Origin of the sequence: Bacillus tuaregi (genome assembly GCF_900104575.1) — a bacterium.
In the GTDB taxonomy this organism is placed as follows: Bacteria; Bacillota; Bacilli; order Bacillales; family Cytobacillaceae; genus Bacillus_BD; species Bacillus_BD tuaregi.
In genome coordinates this window covers 3,505,613-3,528,075 of record NZ_LT629731.1, presented here as the reverse complement: position 1 = coordinate 3,528,075, position 22,463 = coordinate 3,505,613, and the positions used below count along the sequence as shown (strand labels likewise).

26 protein-coding genes and 1 pseudogene are annotated in these 22,463 nt (G+C 37.2%); 16 read left to right on the top strand and 11 right to left on the bottom strand.

Annotated elements, in window-relative coordinates; translation table 11 throughout:
• Window positions 1–193 precede the first annotated feature (193 nt).
• The 3 genes and pseudogenes from BQ5321_RS19390 to BQ5321_RS25120 form a co-directional block, all read right to left on the bottom strand.
• Window positions 194–1,573: a hemolysin family protein gene (locus tag BQ5321_RS19390; protein ID WP_071396059.1), complete on the bottom strand. Its 1,380-nt coding sequence runs from the start codon at window positions 1,571–1,573 to the stop codon at window positions 194–196.
• Between the two features lie 63 nt (window positions 1,574–1,636).
• Complete coding sequence (locus BQ5321_RS25125; protein ID WP_071396058.1) at window positions 1,637–1,873, bottom strand: MerR family transcriptional regulator; 237 nt, start codon at window positions 1,871–1,873, stop codon at window positions 1,637–1,639.
• Window positions 1,874–1,894: 21 nt separating this feature from the next.
• Window positions 1,895–1,987, bottom strand: a pseudogene (locus BQ5321_RS25120) (MerR family transcriptional regulator); the annotation flags it as partial.
• Between the two features lie 314 nt (window positions 1,988–2,301).
• On the opposite strand from BQ5321_RS25120, the gene BQ5321_RS19380 reads away from it, so the two are divergent.
• Window positions 2,302–2,520 (top strand): PAS domain-containing protein, encoded by a 219-nt coding sequence (locus tag BQ5321_RS19380; protein WP_071396057.1) that lies wholly within the window; start codon window positions 2,302–2,304, stop codon window positions 2,518–2,520.
• 38 nt (window positions 2,521–2,558) lie between these two features.
• Window positions 2,559–3,371, top strand: coding sequence for an ATP-binding protein (locus BQ5321_RS19375; protein WP_071396056.1), 813 nt, complete (start codon window positions 2,559–2,561; stop codon window positions 3,369–3,371).
• 22 nt (window positions 3,372–3,393) lie between these two features.
• Here BQ5321_RS19375 and BQ5321_RS19370 read toward each other — a convergent pair whose 3' ends face one another.
• A complete protein-coding gene (locus tag BQ5321_RS19370; protein ID WP_071396055.1) occupies window positions 3,394–3,960 on the bottom strand; it encodes a GNAT family N-acetyltransferase in 567 nt (188 codons plus the stop codon).
• A gap of 45 nt (window positions 3,961–4,005) precedes the next feature.
• Window positions 4,006–4,881, bottom strand: a complete 876-nt coding sequence (locus BQ5321_RS19365) for a cation diffusion facilitator family transporter (protein WP_071396054.1) — start codon at window positions 4,879–4,881, stop codon at window positions 4,006–4,008.
• Between the two features lie 262 nt (window positions 4,882–5,143).
• On the opposite strand from BQ5321_RS19365, the gene BQ5321_RS19360 reads away from it, so the two are divergent.
• Genes BQ5321_RS19360 through BQ5321_RS19350 form a run of 3 tightly spaced genes read left to right on the top strand, consistent with a single transcriptional unit; the run spans window position 5,144 to window position 7,549 of the window.
• Window positions 5,144–5,368 carry a FeoA family protein gene (locus tag BQ5321_RS19360; RefSeq protein WP_071396053.1) on the top strand — a complete coding sequence of 75 codons (225 nt, stop codon included), beginning with the start codon at window positions 5,144–5,146 and terminating at the stop codon, window positions 5,366–5,368.
• The gene (feoB, locus tag BQ5321_RS19355; protein ID WP_071396052.1) at window positions 5,368–7,371 is read left to right on the top strand and encodes a ferrous iron transport protein B; all 2,004 of its coding nucleotides are present in this window, start codon (window positions 5,368–5,370) and stop codon (window positions 7,369–7,371) included. Before BQ5321_RS19360 ends, feoB begins: the two co-directional genes overlap by 1 nt.
• Window positions 7,372–7,387: 16 nt before the next feature.
• Window positions 7,388–7,549, top strand: coding sequence for a FeoB-associated Cys-rich membrane protein (locus BQ5321_RS19350; protein WP_071396051.1), 162 nt, complete (start codon window positions 7,388–7,390; stop codon window positions 7,547–7,549).
• Window positions 7,550–7,989: 440 nt separating this feature from the next.
• Here the strand turns inward: BQ5321_RS19350 and BQ5321_RS19345 are convergent, their stop codons facing one another.
• Entirely contained in the window at window positions 7,990–8,190 is a 201-nt protein-coding gene (locus BQ5321_RS19345; protein ID WP_071396050.1) for an alpha/beta-type small acid-soluble spore protein, read from the bottom strand.
• 337 nt (window positions 8,191–8,527) lie between these two features.
• On the opposite strand from BQ5321_RS19345, the gene BQ5321_RS19340 reads away from it, so the two are divergent.
• Entirely contained in the window at window positions 8,528–8,767 is a 240-nt protein-coding gene (locus BQ5321_RS19340) for a hypothetical protein (RefSeq protein ID WP_071396049.1), read from the top strand.
• Between the two features lie 57 nt (window positions 8,768–8,824).
• Here BQ5321_RS19340 and BQ5321_RS24505 read toward each other — a convergent pair whose 3' ends face one another.
• Window positions 8,825–8,998: a hypothetical protein gene (locus BQ5321_RS24505; protein ID WP_187143762.1), complete on the bottom strand. Its 174-nt coding sequence runs from the start codon at window positions 8,996–8,998 to the stop codon at window positions 8,825–8,827.
• 149 nt (window positions 8,999–9,147) lie between these two features.
• On the opposite strand from BQ5321_RS24505, the gene BQ5321_RS19335 reads away from it, so the two are divergent.
• From BQ5321_RS19335 to BQ5321_RS19325, 3 genes are all read left to right on the top strand, one after another.
• Window positions 9,148–9,501 (top strand): YlbF/YmcA family competence regulator, encoded by a 354-nt coding sequence (locus BQ5321_RS19335; RefSeq protein WP_071396048.1) that lies wholly within the window; start codon window positions 9,148–9,150, stop codon window positions 9,499–9,501.
• Between the two features lie 151 nt (window positions 9,502–9,652).
• Entirely contained in the window at window positions 9,653–10,519 is an 867-nt protein-coding gene (locus BQ5321_RS19330) for a Cof-type HAD-IIB family hydrolase (protein ID WP_071396047.1), read from the top strand.
• A 130-nt stretch (window positions 10,520–10,649) separates the two neighbouring features.
• Window positions 10,650–12,167, top strand: coding sequence for a coproporphyrinogen III oxidase (locus BQ5321_RS19325; RefSeq protein ID WP_071396046.1), 1,518 nt, complete (start codon window positions 10,650–10,652; stop codon window positions 12,165–12,167).
• Window positions 12,168–12,182: 15 nt separating this feature from the next.
• Here the strand turns inward: BQ5321_RS19325 and BQ5321_RS19320 are convergent, their stop codons facing one another.
• Window positions 12,183–12,368 (bottom strand): YhzD family protein, encoded by a 186-nt coding sequence (locus tag BQ5321_RS19320; RefSeq protein WP_071396045.1) that lies wholly within the window; start codon window positions 12,366–12,368, stop codon window positions 12,183–12,185.
• 153 nt (window positions 12,369–12,521) lie between these two features.
• Here BQ5321_RS19320 and BQ5321_RS19315 point away from each other — a divergent pair, with 153 nt between their 5' ends.
• The 4 genes from BQ5321_RS19315 (at window position 12,522) to BQ5321_RS19300 (ending at window position 19,024) form a co-directional block, all read left to right on the top strand.
• Window positions 12,522–13,424 carry an ABC transporter ATP-binding protein gene (locus tag BQ5321_RS19315; RefSeq protein ID WP_071396044.1) on the top strand — a complete coding sequence of 301 codons (903 nt, stop codon included), beginning with the start codon at window positions 12,522–12,524 and terminating at the stop codon, window positions 13,422–13,424.
• The gene (locus BQ5321_RS19310; RefSeq protein ID WP_071396043.1) at window positions 13,417–14,670 is read left to right on the top strand and encodes an ABC transporter permease; all 1,254 of its coding nucleotides are present in this window, start codon (window positions 13,417–13,419) and stop codon (window positions 14,668–14,670) included. The genes BQ5321_RS19315 and BQ5321_RS19310 overlap by 8 nt, the downstream gene beginning before the upstream one ends.
• 144 nt (window positions 14,671–14,814) lie before the next feature.
• The gene (locus BQ5321_RS19305) at window positions 14,815–16,032 is read left to right on the top strand and encodes a metallophosphoesterase family protein (protein ID WP_071396042.1); all 1,218 of its coding nucleotides are present in this window, start codon (window positions 14,815–14,817) and stop codon (window positions 16,030–16,032) included.
• 13 nt (window positions 16,033–16,045) lie between these two features.
• Entirely contained in the window at window positions 16,046–19,024 is a 2,979-nt protein-coding gene (locus tag BQ5321_RS19300; RefSeq protein WP_071396041.1) for an AAA family ATPase, read from the top strand.
• A gap of 26 nt (window positions 19,025–19,050) precedes the next feature.
• On the opposite strand, the gene BQ5321_RS19295 is transcribed toward BQ5321_RS19300, so the two are convergent.
• Window positions 19,051–20,289 (bottom strand): HD domain-containing protein, encoded by a 1,239-nt coding sequence (locus tag BQ5321_RS19295; RefSeq protein WP_071396040.1) that lies wholly within the window; start codon window positions 20,287–20,289, stop codon window positions 19,051–19,053.
• Window positions 20,290–20,525: 236 nt separating this feature from the next.
• Here BQ5321_RS19295 and BQ5321_RS19290 point away from each other — a divergent pair, with 236 nt between their 5' ends.
• A complete protein-coding gene (locus BQ5321_RS19290; protein WP_084786957.1) occupies window positions 20,526–20,717 on the top strand; it encodes a sporulation YhaL family protein in 192 nt (63 codons plus the stop codon).
• 154 nt (window positions 20,718–20,871) lie between these two features.
• Here BQ5321_RS19290 and BQ5321_RS19285 read toward each other — a convergent pair whose 3' ends face one another.
• Window positions 20,872–21,732, bottom strand: coding sequence for a peptidylprolyl isomerase (locus tag BQ5321_RS19285; protein ID WP_071396038.1), 861 nt, complete (start codon window positions 21,730–21,732; stop codon window positions 20,872–20,874).
• Between the two features lie 184 nt (window positions 21,733–21,916).
• Here BQ5321_RS19285 and BQ5321_RS23825 point away from each other — a divergent pair, with 184 nt between their 5' ends.
• Window positions 21,917–21,997, top strand: coding sequence for a YjcZ family sporulation protein (locus BQ5321_RS23825; protein WP_084786863.1), 81 nt, complete (start codon window positions 21,917–21,919; stop codon window positions 21,995–21,997).
• 56 nt (window positions 21,998–22,053) lie between these two features.
• The gene (locus BQ5321_RS19280; RefSeq protein WP_071396037.1) at window positions 22,054–22,143 is read left to right on the top strand and encodes a YjcZ family sporulation protein; all 90 of its coding nucleotides are present in this window, start codon (window positions 22,054–22,056) and stop codon (window positions 22,141–22,143) included.
• 111 nt (window positions 22,144–22,254) lie between these two features.
• On the opposite strand, the gene BQ5321_RS19275 is transcribed toward BQ5321_RS19280, so the two are convergent.
• The gene (locus BQ5321_RS19275; RefSeq protein WP_071396036.1) at window positions 22,255–22,437 is read right to left on the bottom strand and encodes a hypothetical protein; all 183 of its coding nucleotides are present in this window, start codon (window positions 22,435–22,437) and stop codon (window positions 22,255–22,257) included.
• Window positions 22,438–22,463: the final 26 nt, after the last annotated feature.

Sequence of the window (22,463 nt, the reverse complement as noted above, 5' to 3'; positions counted from 1 at the left end):
TATATTATTACAAATTTGGTAATTCGATACAAAAGTGACCATAATAATTGACAGTATTATAAAATAGGCATAAATAAGCTTGAAAACAGAAAAAAACCTTCTCTTTTCTATGAAGGAGAAGGCGTTATATATATATCAATATAGTATTTATAGTTTAATAAAATAGGAGAAATGTGAACATTTTTTTAACCTTTTAAGACAAGGCTTCGGATTTTGTTAAAGGTACGGAAGAATGTAGTTCTCTATTTTCATAGGTTAGACTTTCGTTATCCTCTTGAGTCTGAACTTTTGTCACTTCTATATATTTGATATGGTGTTCCTCCATATCAATGATCTTAAAGGCATATGAATCAAAATGAATGACATCACCCTGTTTGGCTTCATAATTTTCCGTTAATATCCAGCCTCCAATTGTATCAATATCTTCATCATTGATATCTATGCCAAGTAGGTCATTAACCTCGCTTACAAGCACCTTTGAGTCAATGATAAAGTGATCATCCTCCAGCTTTCTTATTTCGGGAATTTCATCCGTATCAAATTCATCACGAATCTCTCCGACAATTTCCTCGATAATATCCTCAACAGTAACCAAGCCTGAGGTTCCGCCGTATTCATCCATTAGGATTGCCATATGGATACGTTCTTTTTGCATCTTAACAAGCAAATCATGAATCGGAGCTGTTTCAATGACTTTAATAATAGGTCTTATATATCCTTCAAGTGTTTTAGAATTTAAATCTTTAAATTCTAAAATATCTGTCATAAGCTCTTTGAGATTAATCATTCCAATAATATGGTCTTTATCGCCATCCATAATGGGGTAACGAGTGAACTTCTCAACATGTATAATGGATAGAAACTCTGCAAGTGTCTGGTCTTTTGATAAAGAAACAATCTCGGTTCTCGGAACCATGATTTCTTTTGCAATCCGATCATCGAATTCAAATATTTTATTTACATACTTAAACTCTGATTGGTTGATTTCACCATTTTTATAGCTTTCTGACAGAATGATACGCAATTCTTCTTCTGAATGTGCCAACTCATGTTCTGAGACACGCTTTAGTCCGAAAATACCTGTAATCAAACGAGCTGAACCATTTAATATCCAGATAAAAGGGTACATAAGTCGATAGAACAGAATAAGTGGTTTAGCAGTTGCTAATGCAACCCACTCTGCTTTTTGGATGGCAACGGTTTTCGGTGCCAGCTCTCCAACCACTACATGTAAAAAGGTCATAATCGCAAACGCTAATGCGATTGAAAGAATTGGAGTTAAAGATGCTGGAATATTTAAAAAGACTAATAGTGGGCTAAGGATATGTTCAAATGTTGGTTCCCCAAGGGCACCAATTCCTAGGGCTGTCATTGTAATTCCTAATTGACAGGCTGACAAATACTCATCAAGGTTTGAAATAATCCTTTTTGCTGCTATGGCTTTTTTATTTCCTTCTTCAATTAACTGATCAATTCTGGAGCTTCTTACTTTAACAATGGCAAATTCAGAAGTTACAAAAAATGCTGTCAAAGCAATCAAAATGGCTATAATAACCAAGTTTAATATGTCCAAATAAATTTCCTTATCCTGTAGGAAACAGGAAAGGAGTCACCTCCTGATAACTCAAAAATGGTATTAACTTGTAATTCTAGCCAGGGATTCAATAAGAGCCGAACCTTCTTCATTGAGCTTTTTTGACATTGGATCTTGTTTGTACTTGCTGATAATTGGTAACAGTACAGAAAGATCGTGCTTTAGCTGCTTTATTTGATTCGTAACGGTCTCCAATTGTTCTTCCACATCCCTGTGCTGAAAATCAGTTTGTTTATTTAATTCTAGTTTTCTCTTAATCTCATGCAGTGGAAGATGCATTTTCTTGTATTCTTCAATTAATTTTAAATCATGGAGTGCTTCTTCAGGATAAATTCTGTAATTACTGTTAGAACGTTGAGCCTGTAACAAACCTAGGCTAGTATAATAGTCAATTGTTCTTTTTGAAACATTTGCAGCATTTGCTAGTTCTCCAATCCGATAAACTGCCCCATCATACCACCTCAGCTTCTTTTATTTTTTTAATTATTATACGGTAATCCAAACTATACAGTCAAACGTAATGGTTTAAAAGGGTTTTATTGAAAGTATATGTGGTAAATACTAGTCATATGCTCAGACTGCCACGATACGATGATGGAAAAACAAGAAAGGGATAATGCCTATTAAAATAGTAGAAAATAGCATTGTCTTTTATAAGAATATTCAGTAAAATTTAAGGGAGCATGATGAATAAGGAGGGGTGATGATTGGGAGTACCTGAAATAGGGAAGGTAGGCCATTTCGTCGGGGAGACAACCGGACAAAATAAATTGAATGCGAAGACACAATTCATGATGAAGCTATCCTTAGACGGCGTCATTACTTATATAACCAAAAATGTTAAGCAGATACTGGGATACGAGCCGCGGGAGTTAATCGGAACCCACATATGTGAAATCTGCATCAGGAAGATTATCAATGGGTAACAAACGAATGGGAAAGCAGAGAAGATGAGATAAGCCATTTGAGCTACCGAATGATAAAAAAGGACGGAAGCTGTCTTGTGTTAGAAATCGCTGCCTCATTCATCAGTCATACCAATCCTGGAATCCCTGAGGGGATTATTTGTTTTATTAAAGATATTTCAGTAGATCAAAACGAAGCTGAAAATATTCTGATTGAAAGTGAAAAGTTGAAGGTTGCCGGTCAATTGGCTGCCGGTATTGCACATGAAATTAAAAATCCGCTTACAAGTATTAAAGGGTTTATCCAGCTGATGAAGGCAGAGGAAATTCCGAATAAAAAGTATTTGGAAATTATGGAAGATGAGATTCACAGATTGGACATTATCTCAAATGAATTGCTGGTTCTAGCCAAACCGCATAAGCATGAAGTGAATAAACATGACTTGATTAAAATAGTCCAAGAAGTGATCTATTTATTAGAAGGAGAGGCAGTAAAAAAGAGTATTCAAATAAAATCAGTAATTGAAGAGCAGAAGATGCTTATTCTATGCGATATTCATAAGGTGAAACAGGTCCTCGTTAATATCCTGAAAAATGCTATTGAAGCAATGGATCAGGGTGTTATCACGATTCATATGTCTAAAAACAGGAATAATGCCCTCGTTTCAGTCATTGATGAGGGCTGCGGCATTCCAGATGAGTACTTAGATCATTTGGGTACGCCTTTCTTTTCAACAAAAGCGACAGGAAATGGACTTGGATTGATGATTTGCCAGAAAATAATCTCAGAGCATGGTGGGAATATTTCGGTTCAATCAACACAAATGCAGGGAACTACCTTTACGATTACCATTCCAATGACGAAAGATTAAAAAAAGCTGCGATGCAGCTTTTTTATCTTTTTGGCGGATATTCTTTACGCTGGAGCCATTCATTATAGAGTATTCCATAAACAACTAAATCATGATAGTGGTCATAAAGAAATTCTCCATCTCGTATTAACCCCTCTCGTTTGAAGCCAAGTCGTTCAGGAATGGCACGGCTTTTCAGGTTAAATTCGCCACAACGGACTTCAGCGCGGTGAAGATGGAGATGAAAAAACAGATAATTGAGAACAGCCTGCACGGATTTAGTCATAATTCCTTTTCCTTCAAACCCTTTTCCTAAGTAGTAGCCAATGCTTGTTTGTTTATTGTACCAGTCAATGGAATGGAGGCTAATAACTCCCACTAATTTGTTTTTATAATGAATTCCTGCATGAAAGCCATTGTGATCAGCGTACTGCTTCAACCATGTAGGTATGATGGTATGGTATTGAAGTGATGAGTAAATATTGTCAACCCATGGCAGCCATTGTCTTAGATGTTCTCGATTATTGTCGACAAGCTTGTATAATGGATTACTATCTTGAAGCTGAAGTAACCTTAGTTCAATTTCCTGATCTACCTTTAATGTAAGCATGGCCCATAACTCCTTTAATATCGGTTTCTCAAAAGGTTATTTGCTTTATTTAACATATTGATATGGTTCAATATGTATTAAGGATCTTGTTACATGATGCTTATTCTTAAGCTGTTCTTCAATTTTTTCTGTTATTTCATGACCTTCGATGACATTTAAATGAGGATCTACACAAATTGTAGCATCAACAAGTATTTGATTGCCTTGCGTTCTTGCATTTACGGCAATGACTTTTTTAACACCTGCAGTATGGATAATTGTTTCTTCAATTCGATATAACAGCTTTGTATCAAACCCATCTGTAAGTGCATGTGAAGACTCGCGGAATATTTCCCATGCAGTTTTACAAATAATAATCCCGACAATAAGTGCTGCTAAAACATCGAGGAAGTCAATTCCTGCATGTGTACCAATGATTCCAATAAAGGCTCCTACACTTACTAAAGCATCTGAACGATTATCATATGCAACCGCTTTAATGGAAGGGCTGTTAATTTTTTTGCTAAGTTTAAGGTTATATAAGGAAACAGCATACATAATCACTGCGCAAAAAAGGGCAGTCCATGCAGTCAGTAAGTCTGGTGCAGATGTTTGGTCTCGAAATACATTTTGGATTCCATCAACCATAACTTGTATACCAATTGAGAGCATAATAAAGGCTGCGATAAGGGAGGCGATTGATTCTGCGCGGTAATGTCCATAGGAATGGTCTTCATCCGGCGGCTTTTGTGAGATTTTCAACCCAATTAGAACAGCGATAGATGAAATAACATCGGTGGTGTTATTGAGACCGTCAGCGGTCAGCCCCTCAGAATGTCCCTTGCTTCCCATGTAGAGTTTAATCGCTGCTAGAATAATATATGTAAAGATACTAATCCAAGCACCTTTTTCCCCTAATTTTAACTGGGCGTTTGTATCCATTATTAACTCCTCCAACAATTGCCTATCTTACTAAAAGATTATCAAAAAAGAGGCTAGTGGGTCTACTGAAACATTGTGGTGTCGAGGCATGTCTATTGAGTAGATAGAAAAAAGTTTCCTTTTGGAAAATGTATTATTATATGGAGATATCTATCATTTTCTACTTTTCTATAAAATGTCACATTTATCTTTTAGAAAGGATAATCATTCTCAATTGAATATGGTAAAATAAAGCCAAGTAAAAAAAATACAGGTGATAACGATGCTGGGAAAATTAAAAATTGGTGAAAAAGGTAAAATTGAAGATTTATCGAAGGCAGACCGTTTAGTCCGAAGAAGATTACTAGATCTTGGGATCACTGAAGGAACCGAAGTCAGTATTAAAGGCATTATGCCATTTGGCGGACCGTTCATGCTAGAATCTTACGGCCAATGTGTCGGAATTCGCAGAAGAGAAGCCTTACAGATTAAAGTGGAGAAAATATAATGGAAGTAGCCCTATTAGGAAATCCCAATACTGGTAAAACTTCATTGTTCAATCATTTAACAGGTTCGTATGAATATGTTGGAAATTGGAGCGGTGTAACAGTAGAAAAGAAAGTTGGCATTTTTAAAAACAAAATAGATAAGTTAATAGACTTACCTGGAATTTATACACTTGTTCCTTTGTCAAAGGATGAAGGGGTCGTAACGAGCTTTTTCCTGCATGACCATGTGGATCATATTCTTAATATTCTTGATGCATCACAATTAAAAAGAAACTTGCATCTCACCTTGCAAGCTCTTGAGTTTGGAAAACCCATTACCATAGGACTGAATATGATGGATGTTGCAAAGCAGCGTGGAATTCAGGTGGATGTAGCCAGATTATCCGCAAAGCTGGGAGTTCCAATCGTACCGATTATCGCACGTTCCGGAAAAGGCTGTAATGAATTAGCGAATACGATTATGCTGGACAATAGCACTCCGCAGACAAACCTCATTGACTATGGCCGGGAAATAGAAGAAGCAGCGCTATTTTTAGAAAAGACCATTCAAGAAAATAAAGCGCTTTCATTTAGGTGGTTGACACTACAGTTGCTTGAAGGTAATCCTTATGTGAAATCCTATATGGAACAATGGATGAATCGGGAAGATATTGACAAGCTTATCCAAGAGGTCGAGGAGAAGCTTATGAAGAAATATGACGTTAAATCAGCAGATCAATATATCCACAAGCGACGCAGTCATTTTATTGATGAGATTTTGGCTGAAGCGATTTTCAACTCTAATGAGAATAAAATTCATTTATCGGAAAAGGTAGACCGTATTATTACGAATCGTATATTGGGTATTCCGATCTTTTTACTACTCATGTATCTTATGTTCATGCTTACGTTTGACTGGCTTGGCTTTCCATTATCAGATATTCTTGATGGATTTATCTCGGGTCCAGTAACATCAGGCATTGAAGCGTTATTATCATTATTGGGTGTATCAGCATTTATTCACGATTTAATCATTGATGGAATCGTGGCTGGTGTTGGCGGTGTACTCGTGTTTGTTCCGCAAATTTTTATTTTATTCTTTTTTATCTCCTTATTGGAGGACTCCGGTTATATGGCAAGGGTTGCCCTTGTTATGGATCGAATTATGGAATCAGTCGGACTTAATGGAAAGGCCTTTATTCCGATGATTATTGGGTTTGGCTGTAATGTACCTGGTGTTATGGCAGCTAGAACGATTGAGACCCCGAAGGAAAGGCTGTTAACTATATTATTAACACCATTGATGTCATGCTCTGCAAGACTTCCTGTCTATGCCTTGTTTGTTGGAGCTTTCTTTGTGAAAAATAAAGCTATAGTGGTATTAGGGCTTTATGTGCTCGGTATTGTGTTAGCTTTAGCATTGGCTATGCTTTTTTCAAAAACGATATTAAAAGGGGAAAACACTCTTTTTGTGATTGAATTACCACCATATCGTATGCCGCAGGGACAAACCCTCTGGAGGAGTACTTGGGAAAAAGGAAAGGGATTTATTCGTAAGGCCGGAACATTTATTTTTGCGGGTTCCGTACTTATTTGGCTTTTATCTTATATAGGTCCTGGTGGATTTAATGTAGAAATGAATCATAGCTTTTTAGCAGCAATTGGTGGAGTTTTTGCCCCGCTTCTGGCTCCAATAGGTTTTGGTACATGGCAGGCAGGGGCATCTTTGCTGACGGGCTTCCTTGCAAAGGAAGCAATTATTTCATCAATGAATATTATTTATTTTGTTCCGGATGAAGCCTCATTACAGGGCTTACTGGCAGCTCAGTTTACGCCGTTGGCAGCAATAAGCTTTATGGTCTTTATTTTACTATATATTCCTTGTCTAGCAACGGTAGCAACCATTTATAAAGAAACTGAATCAAAAAAATGGACGGCATTCTCAATTGGTTATGCCCTCATAATTGCATATATACTATCTCTCGTCATTTATCAGGGAGGAAGACTGTTTGGCTTAGTATAAGAAAAGAGGGGAAATTATGATTGCAAGTATTATAATTGGTGCTGCTATTTTTGGATATGCTGCTTGGGCACTTATTCGACATCTTAAGCATTCTAAACAGGGGGAATGCAGCTCATGCAGTGCTAAATCTAACTGCTCCACCTCCTGTACAAGCGGATTAAAAACGAATATTAAATAAGAAGCCCCGGGAAATCCCGGGTTTTTATTTTGGGGAGATTGTTAAGAAATCTGTTGAATACATCTGTGATAAATAGCACAGTGATTTTCAAATGTGGGGTGGTAAAAAGGCTTACTATGAGTGGTTATTTCTGCCTAGAGTGATTTTTGTCACAAAAAGTTCAAAAATTCGACAAATAAAATTACTTAAAAATTATTAATAATGTAATTTTTTGTGTTATTTTGAAAGTATATTTTTATTTAGTATTGAGAGGGGGAACAGGAGAAATGGAACAATTCTCAATTACTTTAGCAATTGCAAGTGTTATGGTGCTAGGTTATTTTATCGGTAATATGGTTGCTAAAAAGGCATAATAGTCAGCATGAGCTTTTCAAAAGGGTCCCCTTCGTAGAAGAGGACCCTAATCCATTTTATGAAATTGTTCTTAAATGAACATCTTCTTATCGAATTCCGCCTAATTGCTGTTCAGCCATTTGAACAAGACGTTTTGTAATTTCTCCTCCAACTGATCCGTTAGCACGAGAAGTCGTGTCTGCTCCAAGGTTTACGCCAAACTCATTTGCAATTTCAAACTTCATTTGATCTAAAGCTTGTTGTACTCCAGGAACTAGTAATTGGTTTGAAGAATTGTTGTTTGCCACGATGTGCACTCTCCTTCAGTTAATTTTTTTTTTGGTGGACTATTTTGGAATTGAACCAAATTGATTTTAACAGTCAAGCATCCATGCATAGTCCAAATAATGTCTAATTTATATCATAAATGTTATCTGATTGGTTAAGCTATTGAAGTAGCTTTTTTAATTGCTGTTTGTTGCTTTGTAATCATTATTATGGTTAAAAGTTTAAAAGCTATTCGTTACAAAAAGGCGGTAATTATTCCCTTTTTATGATGTATATTTTCAAATGAACACGAGGGTAAAACACACAAATTGAAGTGTATGGTAATACATAAGATTAACAACTCGGAGGTTGGACACCATGGGAATTTGCCCGGTATGTAATGGGTTTTTGGAATTAAAATTAGAATGTCCAAGCTGTGGTGCGGCTGCTACGGACAGAGGACGAATCATGGATTTTTATGATGATTATAGTGCGTATATGCCGATTGACCAAATGAAGCTAGAAAATGGATATCTTGATTTCGCCAATAAACAATGTCCGCATTTTGTTAAGTGTGATCAATGTGGATATGAAACGGCTTATTTTATCCAGGAGTAGTCAATAGTATTGCCTGACACGAATAGGTGCCAGGCATTATCAGTACGAGAAGTATGGTTAGGTTTTTTTCGGTGGAGTTTCCTGTACTAAATCACGTGCTTCTTCCATATTATTTTTGCGGTGTATGGACCCACCTGACAATCCTTCATTAATGATGCGGTCAATATCTAAATATACTTTATCCTTCCCCTCGAAAGGAACATCCGCTTTAAAATCAGTATGGTTATTCATTTTTCATTTCCTCCTTCACAAAGTAGGTTTCCTGATTTTGATTAAAACCATTCAAGGATTATCCTGTTTTTTCTAATAGGGTACCAAATTGGCTATTTAACACATATTTTGGTATAGTTAATTGATTGTTAATATAAAGGAGTGGAAATATGTCTGTAAATTTACACGATACTGCCTATGAATTAGAACGAGCACTTCGCAATAGTGATGAATATCAAACATTGCGAGGCTTATATGATGAAGTGAATGCTGATGCATCAGCAAATGCATTATTTGATAAATTTCGTAGTATGCAAATAGAAATGCAACAAAAACAAATGATGGGACAAGATATTTCTCAGGAAGAGATTGCGCAGGCGCAAATTATTGTTTCAGATGTGCAAAAAAACGAGAAAATTTCCAAGCTGATGGAAGCTGAACAGCGTATGAGCCAAATTGTAACAGAATTGAATCAAATTATCATCAAACCCTTAGAAGAGCTTTATGGCTCGGTCAATCAATAAGGTGTAATAAGTAGGAGAAGATCATGTCATTGGTCTTCTTTTTTTCTTTCTTAGAAGTCTTTTTTGTTTCAGGTCTTGCTTAGTTCTATTCCGTTTCTTTTTTCATAATTTTAAATAAGGGAGATTTCACCAAGAAGAGGGGGCAATGAACATGATCTACCGAATGCTTGCGCTTAATATTGATGGGACATTACTTCAGACAAATGGAAAAATCCATAAGTCAACAAAAGAAGCAATTGAATATGTCCAGCAAAAAGGTATTTATGTAACCCTTGTTACTTCACGTACATTTGCTTCAGCTAGAAAAGTAGCAAAAGCTTTAAAGCTTGATACGATATTAGTTTCGCACAGAGGTGCTTACATTGGCAAAGAGATAGATAAGCCTGTTCATGCAGCCAGGATTAAAGAAAATATTACCTATGATTTAGTTCGTTTATTAGAAGGCTTTCCTTGTCAAATTAGGCTGGTTCATGAAAATTATTCATTGGCAAACAAATATAAGCTGAATCATAATTTACTCGCAAAAACTGTTTTTACTACTGGAGACCCTGTTTTTTATTCACAGCAGTTTGTGGATTCCATCGGTGATACAATTATTGATGAACCAGCCAATCCTTCCAGTATTGAGGTATATTTTGAATATAAAGATGACTTAATTGATGTTCAGCAAGCCATCCAAAGAATGTTCACTGAAGTAAATTGTATACCTTTGAATGAACTAAGGCTTGATATAATGCCAACAGGGGTTTCGAAACTGAATGGACTTTTATATCTGGCTGAACGGCTTGGGATTTCCAGAAATGAAATCGTATGTATCGGTGATGATTCTGATGATATCGAAATGATTGAAGCAGCTGGTCTCGGCGTAGCGATGGGGAATGCTTCCGTTGAGGTAAAACGAGCAGCAGACTGGATCACTCGTTCACAGGATCAACAGGGCGTTGCTTATATGGTAAAGGAACATTTCAGAAAACAGCAGCCAATCGAGTTTTTGCGTAAAATGAACATTATTAAATAATAAGCCCTTTTTAAAAGCTTGGGATTTCCAAGCTTTTTATCATGCTTATAAATAGCATTTATTTCCCTTCTTGACCTTGCTATAGCGTTTCTGTACACTTAATACAGTTTACATTGAAAAGGTGATGGAATTGTTAATAACCATTAAGGGCTTACAGGATGAGCGTTTTATTCGGCCTCTAGAATTAATTGCAAACCTATTCTTTGAAGAAACCACCGTTTCCTTTCAAGAGCAGGATAAAAGCGATTTAGTGATTCAATTGATGCTAAATATAAAAGAAAACTCCGTTCATGTCAAAGGACAGCTGGTTGATGTGGCCGGTAATCAAGATAATGTAGAACTGGAAAAGGACTTTTCCAACAGCGGAAATCCAAAAGAACAATTTAAACAAATAAAAAATGCTGTATCCCATGTCTATTTAACGATGCTACAAAATTGGACAGGGATTACTCAAAAATGGGGAATTCTAACAGGTGTTAGACCAACAAAGCTTCTGCATCGTAAAATGCAGGAAAAGCTCCCAGTGGAGGTAGCCCATAGCCAGCTCCAGGAGGAGTATCTAATAACAGAAGAGAAATTACAGCTTATGCAGCAAATCGTTGAGAGACAGTTAGCTGTGGTCCCGGATTTATATGACCTGCGTAATGAAGTTAGTATTTATATCGGCATTCCCTTCTGTCCAACCAAATGTGCATATTGCACGTTTCCGGCCTATGCGATAAATGGTCGTCAAGGATCAGTAGATTCTTTTTTAGGTGGCCTTCATTATGAAATGAGAGAGGTCGGTCAATGGTTAAAGGCACACAATATTAATGTAACAACTATTTATTTTGGCGGCGGTACACCGACTAGTATTACAGCTGAAGAAATGGATATGTTATATGAAGAAATGTATGCTTCCTTCCCGAACGTCAATAAGGTTAGGGAAATTACAGTGGAAGCTGGGAGACCCGATACGATTACAGAGGAAAAGCTAAATGTGCTGAAGAAGTGGAATATTGACCGTATTAGTATAAACCCTCAATCGTATATTCAGGAAACACTGAAGGCAATCGGTCGTCATCATAGTGTAGAGGAGACGGTTGAAAAGTTCCATTTAGCTCGTTCGATGGGAATGAATAATATTAATATGGACTTAATTATTGGACTTCCAGGAGAAGGTGAACAGGAGTTTACTCATACTCTGAATGAAACGGAGAAGCTGATGCCAGAATCCTTAACCGTCCATACCTTGTCCTTTAAAAGAGCCTCAGAGATGACCAAAAATAAAGAAAAATATAAGGTAGCAGACCGTCAGGAAATTAGTAAAATGATGGAGCTGGCAGAAAACTGGACAAAGGAACATGATTATTATCCATATTATTTATACAGGCAGAAAAATATATTAGGGAACTTAGAGAATGTTGGATATTCATTAAAAGGACAGGAAAGCATTTACAACATTATGATTATGGAAGAGCAGCAAACGATTATTGGGCTTGGCTGCGGAGCGTCGAGTAAATTAGTGGATCCAAATACGGGAAAAATTACTCGTTTTGCAAATCCAAAGGATCCAAAAACCTTTAATGAAAATTACGAAACCTATACAAGAGAAAAGATTAATGCGCTTTCTGAGCTGTTTCATGTAAAAACAACCTTTGCCAACTAAGGCAAAGGTTGTCTGCTATGAATGAAATAATAGAAGTCTTCCACTTGATGAAGTACATCTATGTGTTTGATTGCTTAAATTTTTTTCTTGCAGTATTTGCTCTGCTAGTAATTTTGCTTTAACATCATCCTTCGCTTCAAAGGTTTCATCAAGAAGCTTCTCTCCCGTAGGGGAAAATGCCGTCAATTTGTACTTTTTCATCCTTTATCACCTCTGCGAAATATTCTGATAATTAAATTTTCGCATACTGCTCAATAAAAGGCAAACTCTTTATTTTAATGTGAAATTTCATACAATACGAAACCTTTTTTCTTCATAAACGTAATAAGTATATATGTAAAGGAGGCTGGCCACATGGTATTACAGCTACATAACGTGACAAAGAGATTTGGGAATTTCACGGCAGTGGATCAATTAACCTTGACGATTCCCGAAAAAGAAATGTATGGGTTTCTAGGTGCAAATGGAGCAGGGAAAACGACAACCTTTCGAATGATTTTAGGTATCTTAAAGGCGAGCAGCGGATCGGTCACATGGGATGGAAAGGAAATAGATTATTCGACAAGCCCGCTAATTGGTTATTTACCTGAAGAAAGAGGGTTATACCCCAAGCTGAAAGTACGAGATCAAATGGTTTATTTAGCAAGACTGCGTGGAATGGCGAAAAAGGAGGCCTTACAGGAATTGGAGTATTGGCTTTCTAGATTTAAAGTACCTGAATACGCTGACAAAAAGGTTGATGAGCTGTCTAAAGGAAATCAACAAAAAATCCAATTTATTGCTTCTGTTATTCACAAGCCCAAATTATTAATTCTAGATGAGCCATTTAGTGGTTTGGATCCCGTTAACGTTGAACAATTGAAGGAAGCAGTTCTTGAGTTAAAGGAAAACGGGACAACGATTGTCTTTTCAAGCCATCGGATGGAGCATGTTGAGGAAATGTGTGAGCACCTTTGTATTTTACATAAAGGCAAGCCGGTTGTTCAAGGCTCGCTTCGGGATATCAAAAGGGCTTATGGGAAAAAGAATCTAGTAATCCATGCTGATTTTAATCTCGAGGACTTAGTCACATTTCCAGGTGTGAAAAATGCGAAAAAAACTCCTGAAGGAATGATATTACAAATTGAGGATGAGGAAGTTACGGTAAAGCGAATCCTAAGCAGCATCTACGATAAAGGCTTTATTTCAAAATTTGTCTTAGAGGAGCCTTCGTTGAATGATATATTTATTGAAAAGGTAGGTGCTTCCTATGAATAGATTTTGGATTATTCTTTTTCATACGTATCTAAGCAAATTAAAAACAAAATCGTTTATCATCACTACCTTGATTACGGCACTTATATTAGTTGCATTAACGAACATGACGAACATTATTGATCTCTTCAATAAAGGAAATGAGAATCAAAAGATTGCTGTTATCGATGAAACAGGAGAGCTATTCTCATTAGTTGAAGCACAGCTTCAAGTAGTTAATGATGAGTTAAGATTGGAGGCCTATTCTGAATCGGAGAAAAGCGCTGAAAATGATGTAGAAGAAGGCGAATATAAGGGATTATTAATTCTTAAGCTTGATGAGTCACAGTTACCAAGTGCGGTTTATAAATCTTTAAGTGTGGCTGATTATGGAATTCCGGCTGATATACAGAATTCGTTACAACAAATTAAGGCCCAAATGGCAGCAGCTCAATTACAATTAACTCCAGAGCAGCTTGCTAAATTATCTGAACCTGTCACATTTGACAGAGTTGCCTTAAAGGAAAATGCCAAAACCCAGGAAGAGTTAAGTCAGGCACGAGGTCTTGTCTATGTTATCTTATTTGTCATTTATTTTGCCGTTATCATGTATGCAAACATGATTGCGATGGAGGTGGCAACAGAGAAATCCTCGAGGGTCATGGAAATTCTCATTTCCAGTGTATCTCCGATAAAACAAATGTTTGGTAAAATTCTCGGTATTGCCCTGTTAAGCTTGACACAAATGGCCGTTCTTTTAGCTGTTGGCTATTATTTCATCAAACAAAATCTTCAATCGCTGCAGGGTGGTTTTTTCGAATTTCTTGGCTTTCAAAACATACCGCTTTCAACGATTATTTATGCGCTTGTGTTCTTTTTACTCGGCTATTTTCTTTATGCGACACTTGCTGCTTTTCTTGGTTCGCTCGTCAGCAGAATTGAAGATGTTCAGCAGATGATTACGCCAATGACCTTTATTATCGCGGCAGGCTTTATGATTGCGATGTTTGGTTTAAATCAACCGGATACTACTTTTATCACTATCACATCCTATATTCCATTCTTTACACCAATGCTCATGTTTATGAGAGTTGGCATGCTTGAAATCCCAATATGGGAGCCAATGATCGGCATGGTTATTCTGCTAGTCTCCATTATTCTTTTGGCTGTATTTGGAGCCAGAGTGTATAAAGGTGGGGTTTTAATGTACGGAAAATCAAACTCCTTTAAGGATATCAAAAAAGCTCTTCAGTTAACCAAGAATGATTAACATGATGATTAAAAAGAGACCTGCTTGTTATAGAAAGCAGGTCTCTTTTTTAGGTGATTTATGCAGAACGTGCATTCGCTTTTTAGGAATGGTAAAATGAAAATATATGACTATAAAAAAGAAATGATGAGTGGAGATTAAAATATGAAGGAAATAAAATTCATCCATGCAGCAGATTTGCATTTGGACAGTCCTATGACAGGGCTTTCGCAATTGCCTAAGGAAATCTTTACGGTGCTAAAGGACAGTACATTTGAAGCGTTAAGGAAAATTACCGATACTGCGATTGAGCATCAGGTTGATTTTGTCATTCTCGCAGGAGATTTATTTGATGAGCAGGATAGAAGTGTACGTGCACAAACGAGGCTGCGGAAGGAAATGGAGAGGCTTGAGGCACATAGAATCTCTGTCTATATTATACATGGAAACCATGATCATTTGAATGGCTCATGGATCCATTTGGATATGCCGGCAAATGTCCATATTTTTGGTGAGCATGTAGAAGTAAAAGAATTTACAAAGCCAAATACAACAGTATATTTATACGGGTTCAGCTATGAAAAACGGCATATAAATGAAAATAGGCTTCCTGAATATGTTAAAAAGGATATGGCTGATTTTCATATCGGGATCCTACATGGTCATTTCGAAGGCTCTAGTGAGCATCAACCATATGCACCCTTTCGTTTAAAGGAACTGATTGACAAGAGATTTGACTACTGGGCATTAGGCCATATTCATAAGAGATCTATTTTGCACGAGAATCCATATATCCTTTACCCGGGAAATATACAAGGTCGTAACAAAAAAGAAACAGGTGAAAAAGGTTGTTACCTTGTGACCATGAATCAAGCTGACACTAAGCTTGAATTTATTGAAACGGCAGTAATCCAGTGGGAGCATCTGAAAGTGGATGGACAAGAAGTTAAGCAATTTCAAGATTTATATGTTTTATGTCAAAGAGCAATGGAGGAAAAGCGCAAGCTGGGAAAGGGAGTCCTCCTATCGATAACATTACGCAATATTCGTTTAGATGATAAGGAATTAACAAGTGTTTTTAACGGGGATCTCCTACAGGCGCTTCAGGAGGAAGAAGGAGAAGAGGATTCTTTTGTCTGGCCGATTAAAATAGAGGTTGAACAATCTATATCTTGGAATCGAAGCAAGCTAGAAAAGGAGTCTGATTTCTATTTAGAGCTGTTTCGTGCAGCAGATAATCTTGAGAACATCCAAGATAGTATTTCGCCATTATATAATCATCCTACAGCAGCTAAATTCTTACTGTCCTTGTCTGATAAGGAGAAGCTTGAGCTTCAACAGCAAGCATTAAATACGCTACTAGATTTAATCCATAAAAAATAGGAGGTGAAGCAGCATGAAAATTATTGAGATTTATATTTATGGGTATGGGAAATTTGAAAATGTGAAGTTTACCAACATTCTGGAACGGCAGGTGTTCTTCGGTGAAAATGAGGCCGGGAAATCTACCATCATGTCATTCATACATAGTATATTATTTGGCTTTCCTACTAAACAGCAATCTGAGCTTCGGTATGAACCAAAAAAGGGTGCAAAATATGGAGGTCAGCTTACCGTTTTAATTCCGAATAAAGGAAGAGTCGTTATCGAAAGAGTGAAGGGGAAAGCCGCTGGTGATGTAGTTGTTAGGCTTGAAAATGGAATGATTGGCGGGGAGGATCTCCTGAAGGAGCTGCTATTATCGATTGATAAGCAGTTATATCAAGCTATCTTTTCCTTTAACCTGCAAGGGCTACAAAATGTCCATCAAATGAAGGGTGACGAGCTTGGCCGCTTTTTATTTTCTACAGGAACAATTGGTTCAGACGTTTTGTTAAAGGCTGAGAATGAGCTGATGAAGGAATTGGATAGCCGCTTTAAACCTAATGGAAGAAATCCGAAGCTAAACAGCAAGCTGAAGGAGCTTCGTGGACTGAGAAGTGAATTACGAAAGCAAGAGGAAAACAATGAGCAGTATACAAGTCTCCTCCATAAAAGAGATATGCTTGAGAATAGGATACGTGAGCTTAAGTCAGAGCTAATCTCCTTTTCTGCCCAACACACAAGATTGGAAGAATGGAAGAAGGTTCTACCGCTCCTGCAAAAGGAAAAGCAGCTTCAACAGGAGCTTTCTCCTTATCATGTCGGTGAATTTCCAGATAAGGGGCTTGAAGAGCTTGAACGCCTAAAGCAATTTGAGCAGGAGCTAGAGCGGAAAAGAGTAACATTACAGCAGCGCATAGAGCGTTTAAAGGAAGACTTACATTCCTTGAATCCTAATGTTCCTTTGATTGAAAAAGAAAATGAATTGATGAAGGCAATTGAGAATATACCACTTATTGAGAAATGGGAGCAGGAAAATATTCAACTTCAGGTTAAGCTGAATAAGCTTGAAGAAGAAATTAATCTTTTTCAGAATAAAATGCATTTGTCTCTAACGGCTGATGAAGTAGGTTCAATGAACACAAGTGTATTCATGAAGGAAAAAACAGCTGCATTGCATGCAAAACAAAAACGATTAACAGAAAAAAAGCAGGAGCTAGATGAAAGATTCCAGGAAGAAACAAGGCAGTTAGAGGAGCTGGAAGCAAAGGAGAGATTCCTCAAGGATGAATTACTCCCAGAAACAGAAAGAAAAAAACTGCAGGAACAGGTGTCGTTTGCTTCAAGAGATCGCTTGAACGAGAAATATGATGAGGTGAAGAATCGATTAGCATTACTAACGAATGCCTTACAGAATTCAGCTACCAAGATGAAGCGCGATCGCCTGCAATACCTCCTATTTGCTATTCTCTTTTTGATTCTTTGTGGATGGGGAATATTTTCGGATCATATGATACTGATTCTAGCAGGAGGAGCGGGAGCAGCATTCGCTATCTTTTCTTATGTGAAGGTTTTATCAGCTTCCGAACCTTTGTTGCAGACAGAAATAAAGCAGCTTCAGACGAAAAAGCAGCAATTAGAAAATGACTTAAGACATCCAATGAAACATATTGAGTTGATGGAACAAAAGCTAGAAAGGGACCAAAAGCTTCGTGAGCAGTTCAATCAATTAAAAACTATGATTAATAGGCAGCAGGAGCTTTATGATCAAGTGATAGATCGATATGAAGCGTGGGAAAAGGCTTCCTTACAACTGAATAAGGAATTGCAGACAGTTGGAGAGGAGCTGAGGCTTCCACGAGAAATGGCGCTTCATTATTTATATGATGCTTTTGAGTTAATAGACGGATTAAAACGACTATACCAAGAGCAGAGATTTATTAATGAACAATATGCTGCAAATAAAATTGCCATAGAGGAGCGATTAGCGCCAATACGAGGGCTAATGGAGGAGTTTATAGAGGATGACGAGTTGTCGTTTCAGGAGGCAGTTCAAAGTCTTAAGAGAGCTTTACGGGAAGAACTAGATAAACAGATAAAATTTAAGGAAAAAGCCCATCAGCTGGAAATGCTTCAGGATGAGTATCAAGTCTATCAGCTGGAATGGGATAGACTCGGCTCGGAAATGTCTGCTCTTTTGTCCTCTGCTTCAGCAAATAGTGAACAGCATTTCAGAGAGCTTGCCCGGAAATCTGCTGAGAAATCAAAGTTGCTTGAGGAATTGAACCATATAAAATTACAGCTGAAGCTTTCCTCCTTTACTGAAAAGGAAGCAGAGCGTTTTTCTGAAAGACCTGTAGAAGAATCTATTCTAGAAGTATTACATAAAAGGGAAATGCATGAGGGAGAACTTGCACAGTTACAAGAGGAATTTGCAGCCATAAAATATCAAATTCAAATGCTGGAGGAGGGTGGAAGCTATGCCGAGCTTCTTCATCGTTTTAGGCAGTTAAAGTCAGAATTTGAAGAAGAGGCAAGAGAGTGGGCAAAATTTGCCGCGGCTAGAGAGCTCCTTCAGAAAACAGTCAATCAATATAAACAGGAACGACTACCGAAAATGCTTAGACTGGCAGAAGAATATTTGCAATTTTTAACGGATAATAGATATATCCGGATTATACCGAAACAGGAAGGCAGCGGATTTTTCATAGAGAGTAAGGAGCAGCTTCTTTATGATGCAAATGAGCTTAGTCAAGCAACAACTGAACAAATCTATGTATCGTTAAGGCTTGCGATTGCTTTAACTGTTTATGAGAAATATAAATTCCCTATTATTATTGATGACAGCTTTGTAAACTTTGATAGAGAGAGAACAAGCAGAGTTATTGACCTGCTCAAACAGCTAAAGGATTATCAGCTTTTATTTTTTACCTGTCATGAGCATTTGCTCGCTTATTTTCAAGAGAAGGAGATTGCTTACTTAAATAAACATAATACAGTTGAATTGAAATAAACGATGAGATCAAGTGGTCTCATCGTTTATTTTATTTCGACTGTATTCTCATATCTGCTGTCGAGATAGTCGACAATATGAATCATATAGCCTTCAATTGTTTGAGGGCTTCGAATACAAGAGCCCCATTCAGGCAGACCATGATGACATAAAATGCAGTGTGACATGTGATGAACATCCTCGAGGGAAACTGGAATTCCTTCTGATTCAATGATTTTAGATAGCATAAGGACACCGTAGGGAATATGTCCGATCATCACACCTAATTCATCCATTTTAATTCCGGTTTGTTTACGGTTTGCAAGTCCCGATGGATCTGCAGTTGGAAATAAATATTTAAATTCCTCATAGTTCTTTCCGGCATGGTCATATTCTAAGAGCTTTCCAATATCATGAAATAAGATACTCGTCATGATTAAATCATACTTAGGCTCTTTCTCCATATGGCCCATCATGCCATAGAGCATGGAATATAAATGATCTATCGTTTCCTTCCAGACGAGCTGCTGTGGATTTGGGGTGGCGGTTTGTATTTGATTCCAGATATCCCTTTTATGGGCTTTCTCAACATGATTGATCAGCTTTATGACAGCCTGATAATGATTATCCTCAAACTTCAAAATAAAGCGAGCAAATCTCATTAATCCAACCGTGTGCTTAAGTAATCCCCCTAAATAATTATGATGATGCCCCTTTGCTGCAGGTCGGAGGCGGAATTGATCCCAAAACTGATGCATGGCAGCTAAAGAAATATCTTTAAAAGGAGCTTGTAGTTCATTTAAATAAGAAAATAGTTCAACCGTTAAGTCCTCGATACTGTGTTTTGTATAGGCAAGCAGGGTGAAAGGATTCGGATCGTCTGTGCAGGGGCTAAGCTTGTTGATTGTTAACGATTTATATCCTTTATATTCTTCTACCTTTGCCTCTACATCAAAAGTAGAATATTCATCAAGCAACGGTATGGTCGCCTCTACAGCCCCCTGATTATCCCACATTTTGGTGTTGATAGTTCCTGCATTATTGCTGAGCTTGATTTTTAAGTACTGTTTTCCAGTCTTAGTGGTTTCCACACTATATTCATTAAGGAGCAATCGAACCTGAACAAGATTCCCATTTAATTCATTCTCTAAAAGGAAATTCTCTTCTCCAGCAGGTAAGAGCGGTGGAGGAAACTCTTTTAGTATTTGCTCCCGTTCTATTTCGGACGTCTCAAACCGAATAGGGATTAAACCATAAAAATAAGTAGATTCATCAGACACGTACATCACTCCTATTATTAAAAACCATTACAAACCAATTACAAGTTTTATTAGAAAAATCGAAGTATGTTAAAGCAGTAAGCTATGAGCTAAAGACTTTCGTGAACTCTATTTTACCATTTTACCTGACATCGTGTTGATTTGCACAGAAATCAATATCCTATTGTCCAAGCAGTCATATCAACAGGCTTGGTCCCATATAATAGACTATCAACAAATTCGAAGAAGAAGAGGTGGTAAAAATCGATATACCAATTTGGATTTATTTTGTTGTTGCAGGGATTATTATAAGTGCCTATATGGTGGTGCGAACCGGAAGGGAAGAAAGAATGATTGAAAATGAAATAATAGAAAGAGAAGGAGAAATATATATGGAGAGGCTGGAAAAGGAGCGGGAAGAAAAACAGCAGAAAACTCATAATTCAACTAGTTGAAAAAGGTAATATAAAGAGGGCTGTCCCATAAGGTGTCAAGCATCCACCTTACATCTATATCGGCTGCGATGTACGCGAGTGATATTAGAGACGTAAATGGTGATGCCTGGCACCTGTCTGTTTGGGCCAGCCCTTTTTGACAGCTAAATCATACTTATTTTTTTTCTTCTTTAGCCGTATCTTCCCCTAAAATACCTTTAAGGTCCTTATCATTAATTTTTACATCTGCTTCTTTCATTTCTTTATTGATTGTATCCATAATGTTTTCCTGTGTCATTTTGGTTGCCTTGTATTTAGCTTCCATTTCATCCTTCACTTTATCAAACGACTCTGCTTCTTTCTTTTCAGTCACTTGAATAATATGGAATCCGAACTGTGATTGGACAGGCTCGCTAATTTCATTAATATCTAAAGCATATGCAGCCTCTTCAAATTCTGCCACCATTTTACCAGGACCAAACCAGCCAAGATCTCCGCCTTGTTCTGCTGAACCATCAGTAGAGTATTCCTTTGCCAATTCCGCAAAGTCTCCGCCTTCATCCAGCTTTGTCTTTACTTCTTTTGCTTTTTCTTCATCTTCAACAAGAATATGACGGGCTTTAATCTCAGGTTTGTAATTTTCCTCATAATATTTCTTAAGGTCTGCTTCCTTAATATCCTTTAGGACAGCTTTTTCAATTAGAACCTCTAGCTTAACATTTTCATCCTTTTTGAATTCAGCTTCATCTTGAAAGCCATATTGAAGGAAGAAGGTATCACCCAGCTGTTCCTTATATTCATTAACCTTTGCATCTAGGTCTTTATCAGTCACTTTGTATTTATCGGACAGTACCTTTGTGTATAGGAGCTGCTGTAATACCATTTCACCTTGTCTATCTTTCATTGCTTCGTAAAATTCGTCCTTTGTGATATCGCCAGCCTTTGTTTCTGCAATCGAAGCGGAGTCTCCTCCGTTACATGCAGTTAAAGTAAGTATTCCGGCTGCTAGTGTTAAGGGTAATATCCATTTTTTCACGTGTAAACACTCCTAAATTAGTATAAGTCGATAATTCAACAATCCTTACTATAACATAAATTGAAGTGAGAACAAATTATTACAGTCCATTTAACAAGCATATTTTAAAAAAATGGGTATATGACCATCCCGTATTTGCCATTCGTACATATGATAAAACGAAAGCGAAAGGAGGTAAGTAATCATGGGGCACTATAGCAATGGCTTTGCGTTAATTGTTGTGCTGTTCATTTTATTGATTATTGTAGGGGCTTCCTTTTACTAAGAATATAAGCAGCCAACTGGCATTCGGCCACTTAGCATAGTAAAGGAGGTGATACTATGGGTCAATCTTACGGATACGGTGGAGGATTTGCGTTAATCGTGGTTCTTTTCATTCTATTAATCATTGTTGGTGCTGCTTGGCTATAAGCCGAACTTAGTTCTAAACAGCAAGTGATTAATCATTTCAAACTCCAAAAATTGAAGGCGGTGAGGAATAACCCCACCGCCTCTTTAAGTTTGACTCAGCTGAAAAGTTTGTTAAACGGCAAATAAAATTTCAACGTAGGAAGATATTAGTAAAATGGTAACAAGAATATTAATCGTATGAAATACAGTAGCCTGCTTTTCTTCAGGAATCTCTTTTTGCAGACAAAGAGAGTTCGTCATCTTGTTAATATTAAATAAAATAAAGCAAGCAAATAAAATAAAAATGTAAATCATAAATGGTTTCCTCCTTTTGAGAGGCA

Excerpts from the sequence above, each read along its gene's own strand:
- BQ5321_RS25125 (WP_071396058.1), bottom strand. The coding sequence starts at position 1,873 with ATGCATCTTCCACTGCATGAGATTAAGAGAAAACTAGAATTAAATAAA.
- BQ5321_RS19370 (WP_071396055.1), bottom strand. The coding sequence starts at position 3,960 with ATGCTTACATTAAAGGTAGATCAGGAAATTGAACTAAGGTTACTTCAG.
- BQ5321_RS19365 (WP_071396054.1), bottom strand. The coding sequence starts at position 4,881 with ATGGATACAAACGCCCAGTTAAAATTAGGGGAAAAAGGTGCTTGGATT.
- BQ5321_RS19360 (WP_071396053.1), top strand. The coding sequence starts at position 5,144 with ATGCTGGGAAAATTAAAAATTGGTGAAAAAGGTAAAATTGAAGATTTA.
- feoB (WP_071396052.1), top strand. The coding sequence starts at position 5,368 with ATGGAAGTAGCCCTATTAGGAAATCCCAATACTGGTAAAACTTCATTG.
- BQ5321_RS19350 (WP_071396051.1), top strand. The coding sequence starts at position 7,388 with ATGATTGCAAGTATTATAATTGGTGCTGCTATTTTTGGATATGCTGCT.
- BQ5321_RS19340 (WP_071396049.1), top strand. The coding sequence starts at position 8,528 with ATGGGAATTTGCCCGGTATGTAATGGGTTTTTGGAATTAAAATTAGAA.
- BQ5321_RS24505 (WP_187143762.1), bottom strand. The coding sequence starts at position 8,998 with ATGAATAACCATACTGATTTTAAAGCGGATGTTCCTTTCGAGGGGAAG.
- BQ5321_RS19335 (WP_071396048.1), top strand. The coding sequence starts at position 9,148 with ATGTCTGTAAATTTACACGATACTGCCTATGAATTAGAACGAGCACTT.
- BQ5321_RS19330 (WP_071396047.1), top strand. The coding sequence starts at position 9,653 with ATGATCTACCGAATGCTTGCGCTTAATATTGATGGGACATTACTTCAG.
- BQ5321_RS19320 (WP_071396045.1), bottom strand. The coding sequence starts at position 12,368 with ATGAAAAAGTACAAATTGACGGCATTTTCCCCTACGGGAGAGAAGCTT.
- BQ5321_RS19315 (WP_071396044.1), top strand. The coding sequence starts at position 12,522 with ATGGTATTACAGCTACATAACGTGACAAAGAGATTTGGGAATTTCACG.
- BQ5321_RS19310 (WP_071396043.1), top strand. The coding sequence starts at position 13,417 with ATGAATAGATTTTGGATTATTCTTTTTCATACGTATCTAAGCAAATTA.
- BQ5321_RS19305 (WP_071396042.1), top strand. The coding sequence starts at position 14,815 with ATGAAGGAAATAAAATTCATCCATGCAGCAGATTTGCATTTGGACAGT.
- BQ5321_RS19300 (WP_071396041.1), top strand. The coding sequence starts at position 16,046 with ATGAAAATTATTGAGATTTATATTTATGGGTATGGGAAATTTGAAAAT.
- BQ5321_RS19295 (WP_071396040.1), bottom strand. The coding sequence starts at position 20,289 with ATGTACGTGTCTGATGAATCTACTTATTTTTATGGTTTAATCCCTATT.
- BQ5321_RS23825 (WP_084786863.1), top strand. The coding sequence starts at position 21,917 with ATGGGGCACTATAGCAATGGCTTTGCGTTAATTGTTGTGCTGTTCATT.
- BQ5321_RS19280 (WP_071396037.1), top strand. The coding sequence starts at position 22,054 with ATGGGTCAATCTTACGGATACGGTGGAGGATTTGCGTTAATCGTGGTT.
- BQ5321_RS19275 (WP_071396036.1), bottom strand. The coding sequence starts at position 22,437 with ATGATTTACATTTTTATTTTATTTGCTTGCTTTATTTTATTTAATATT.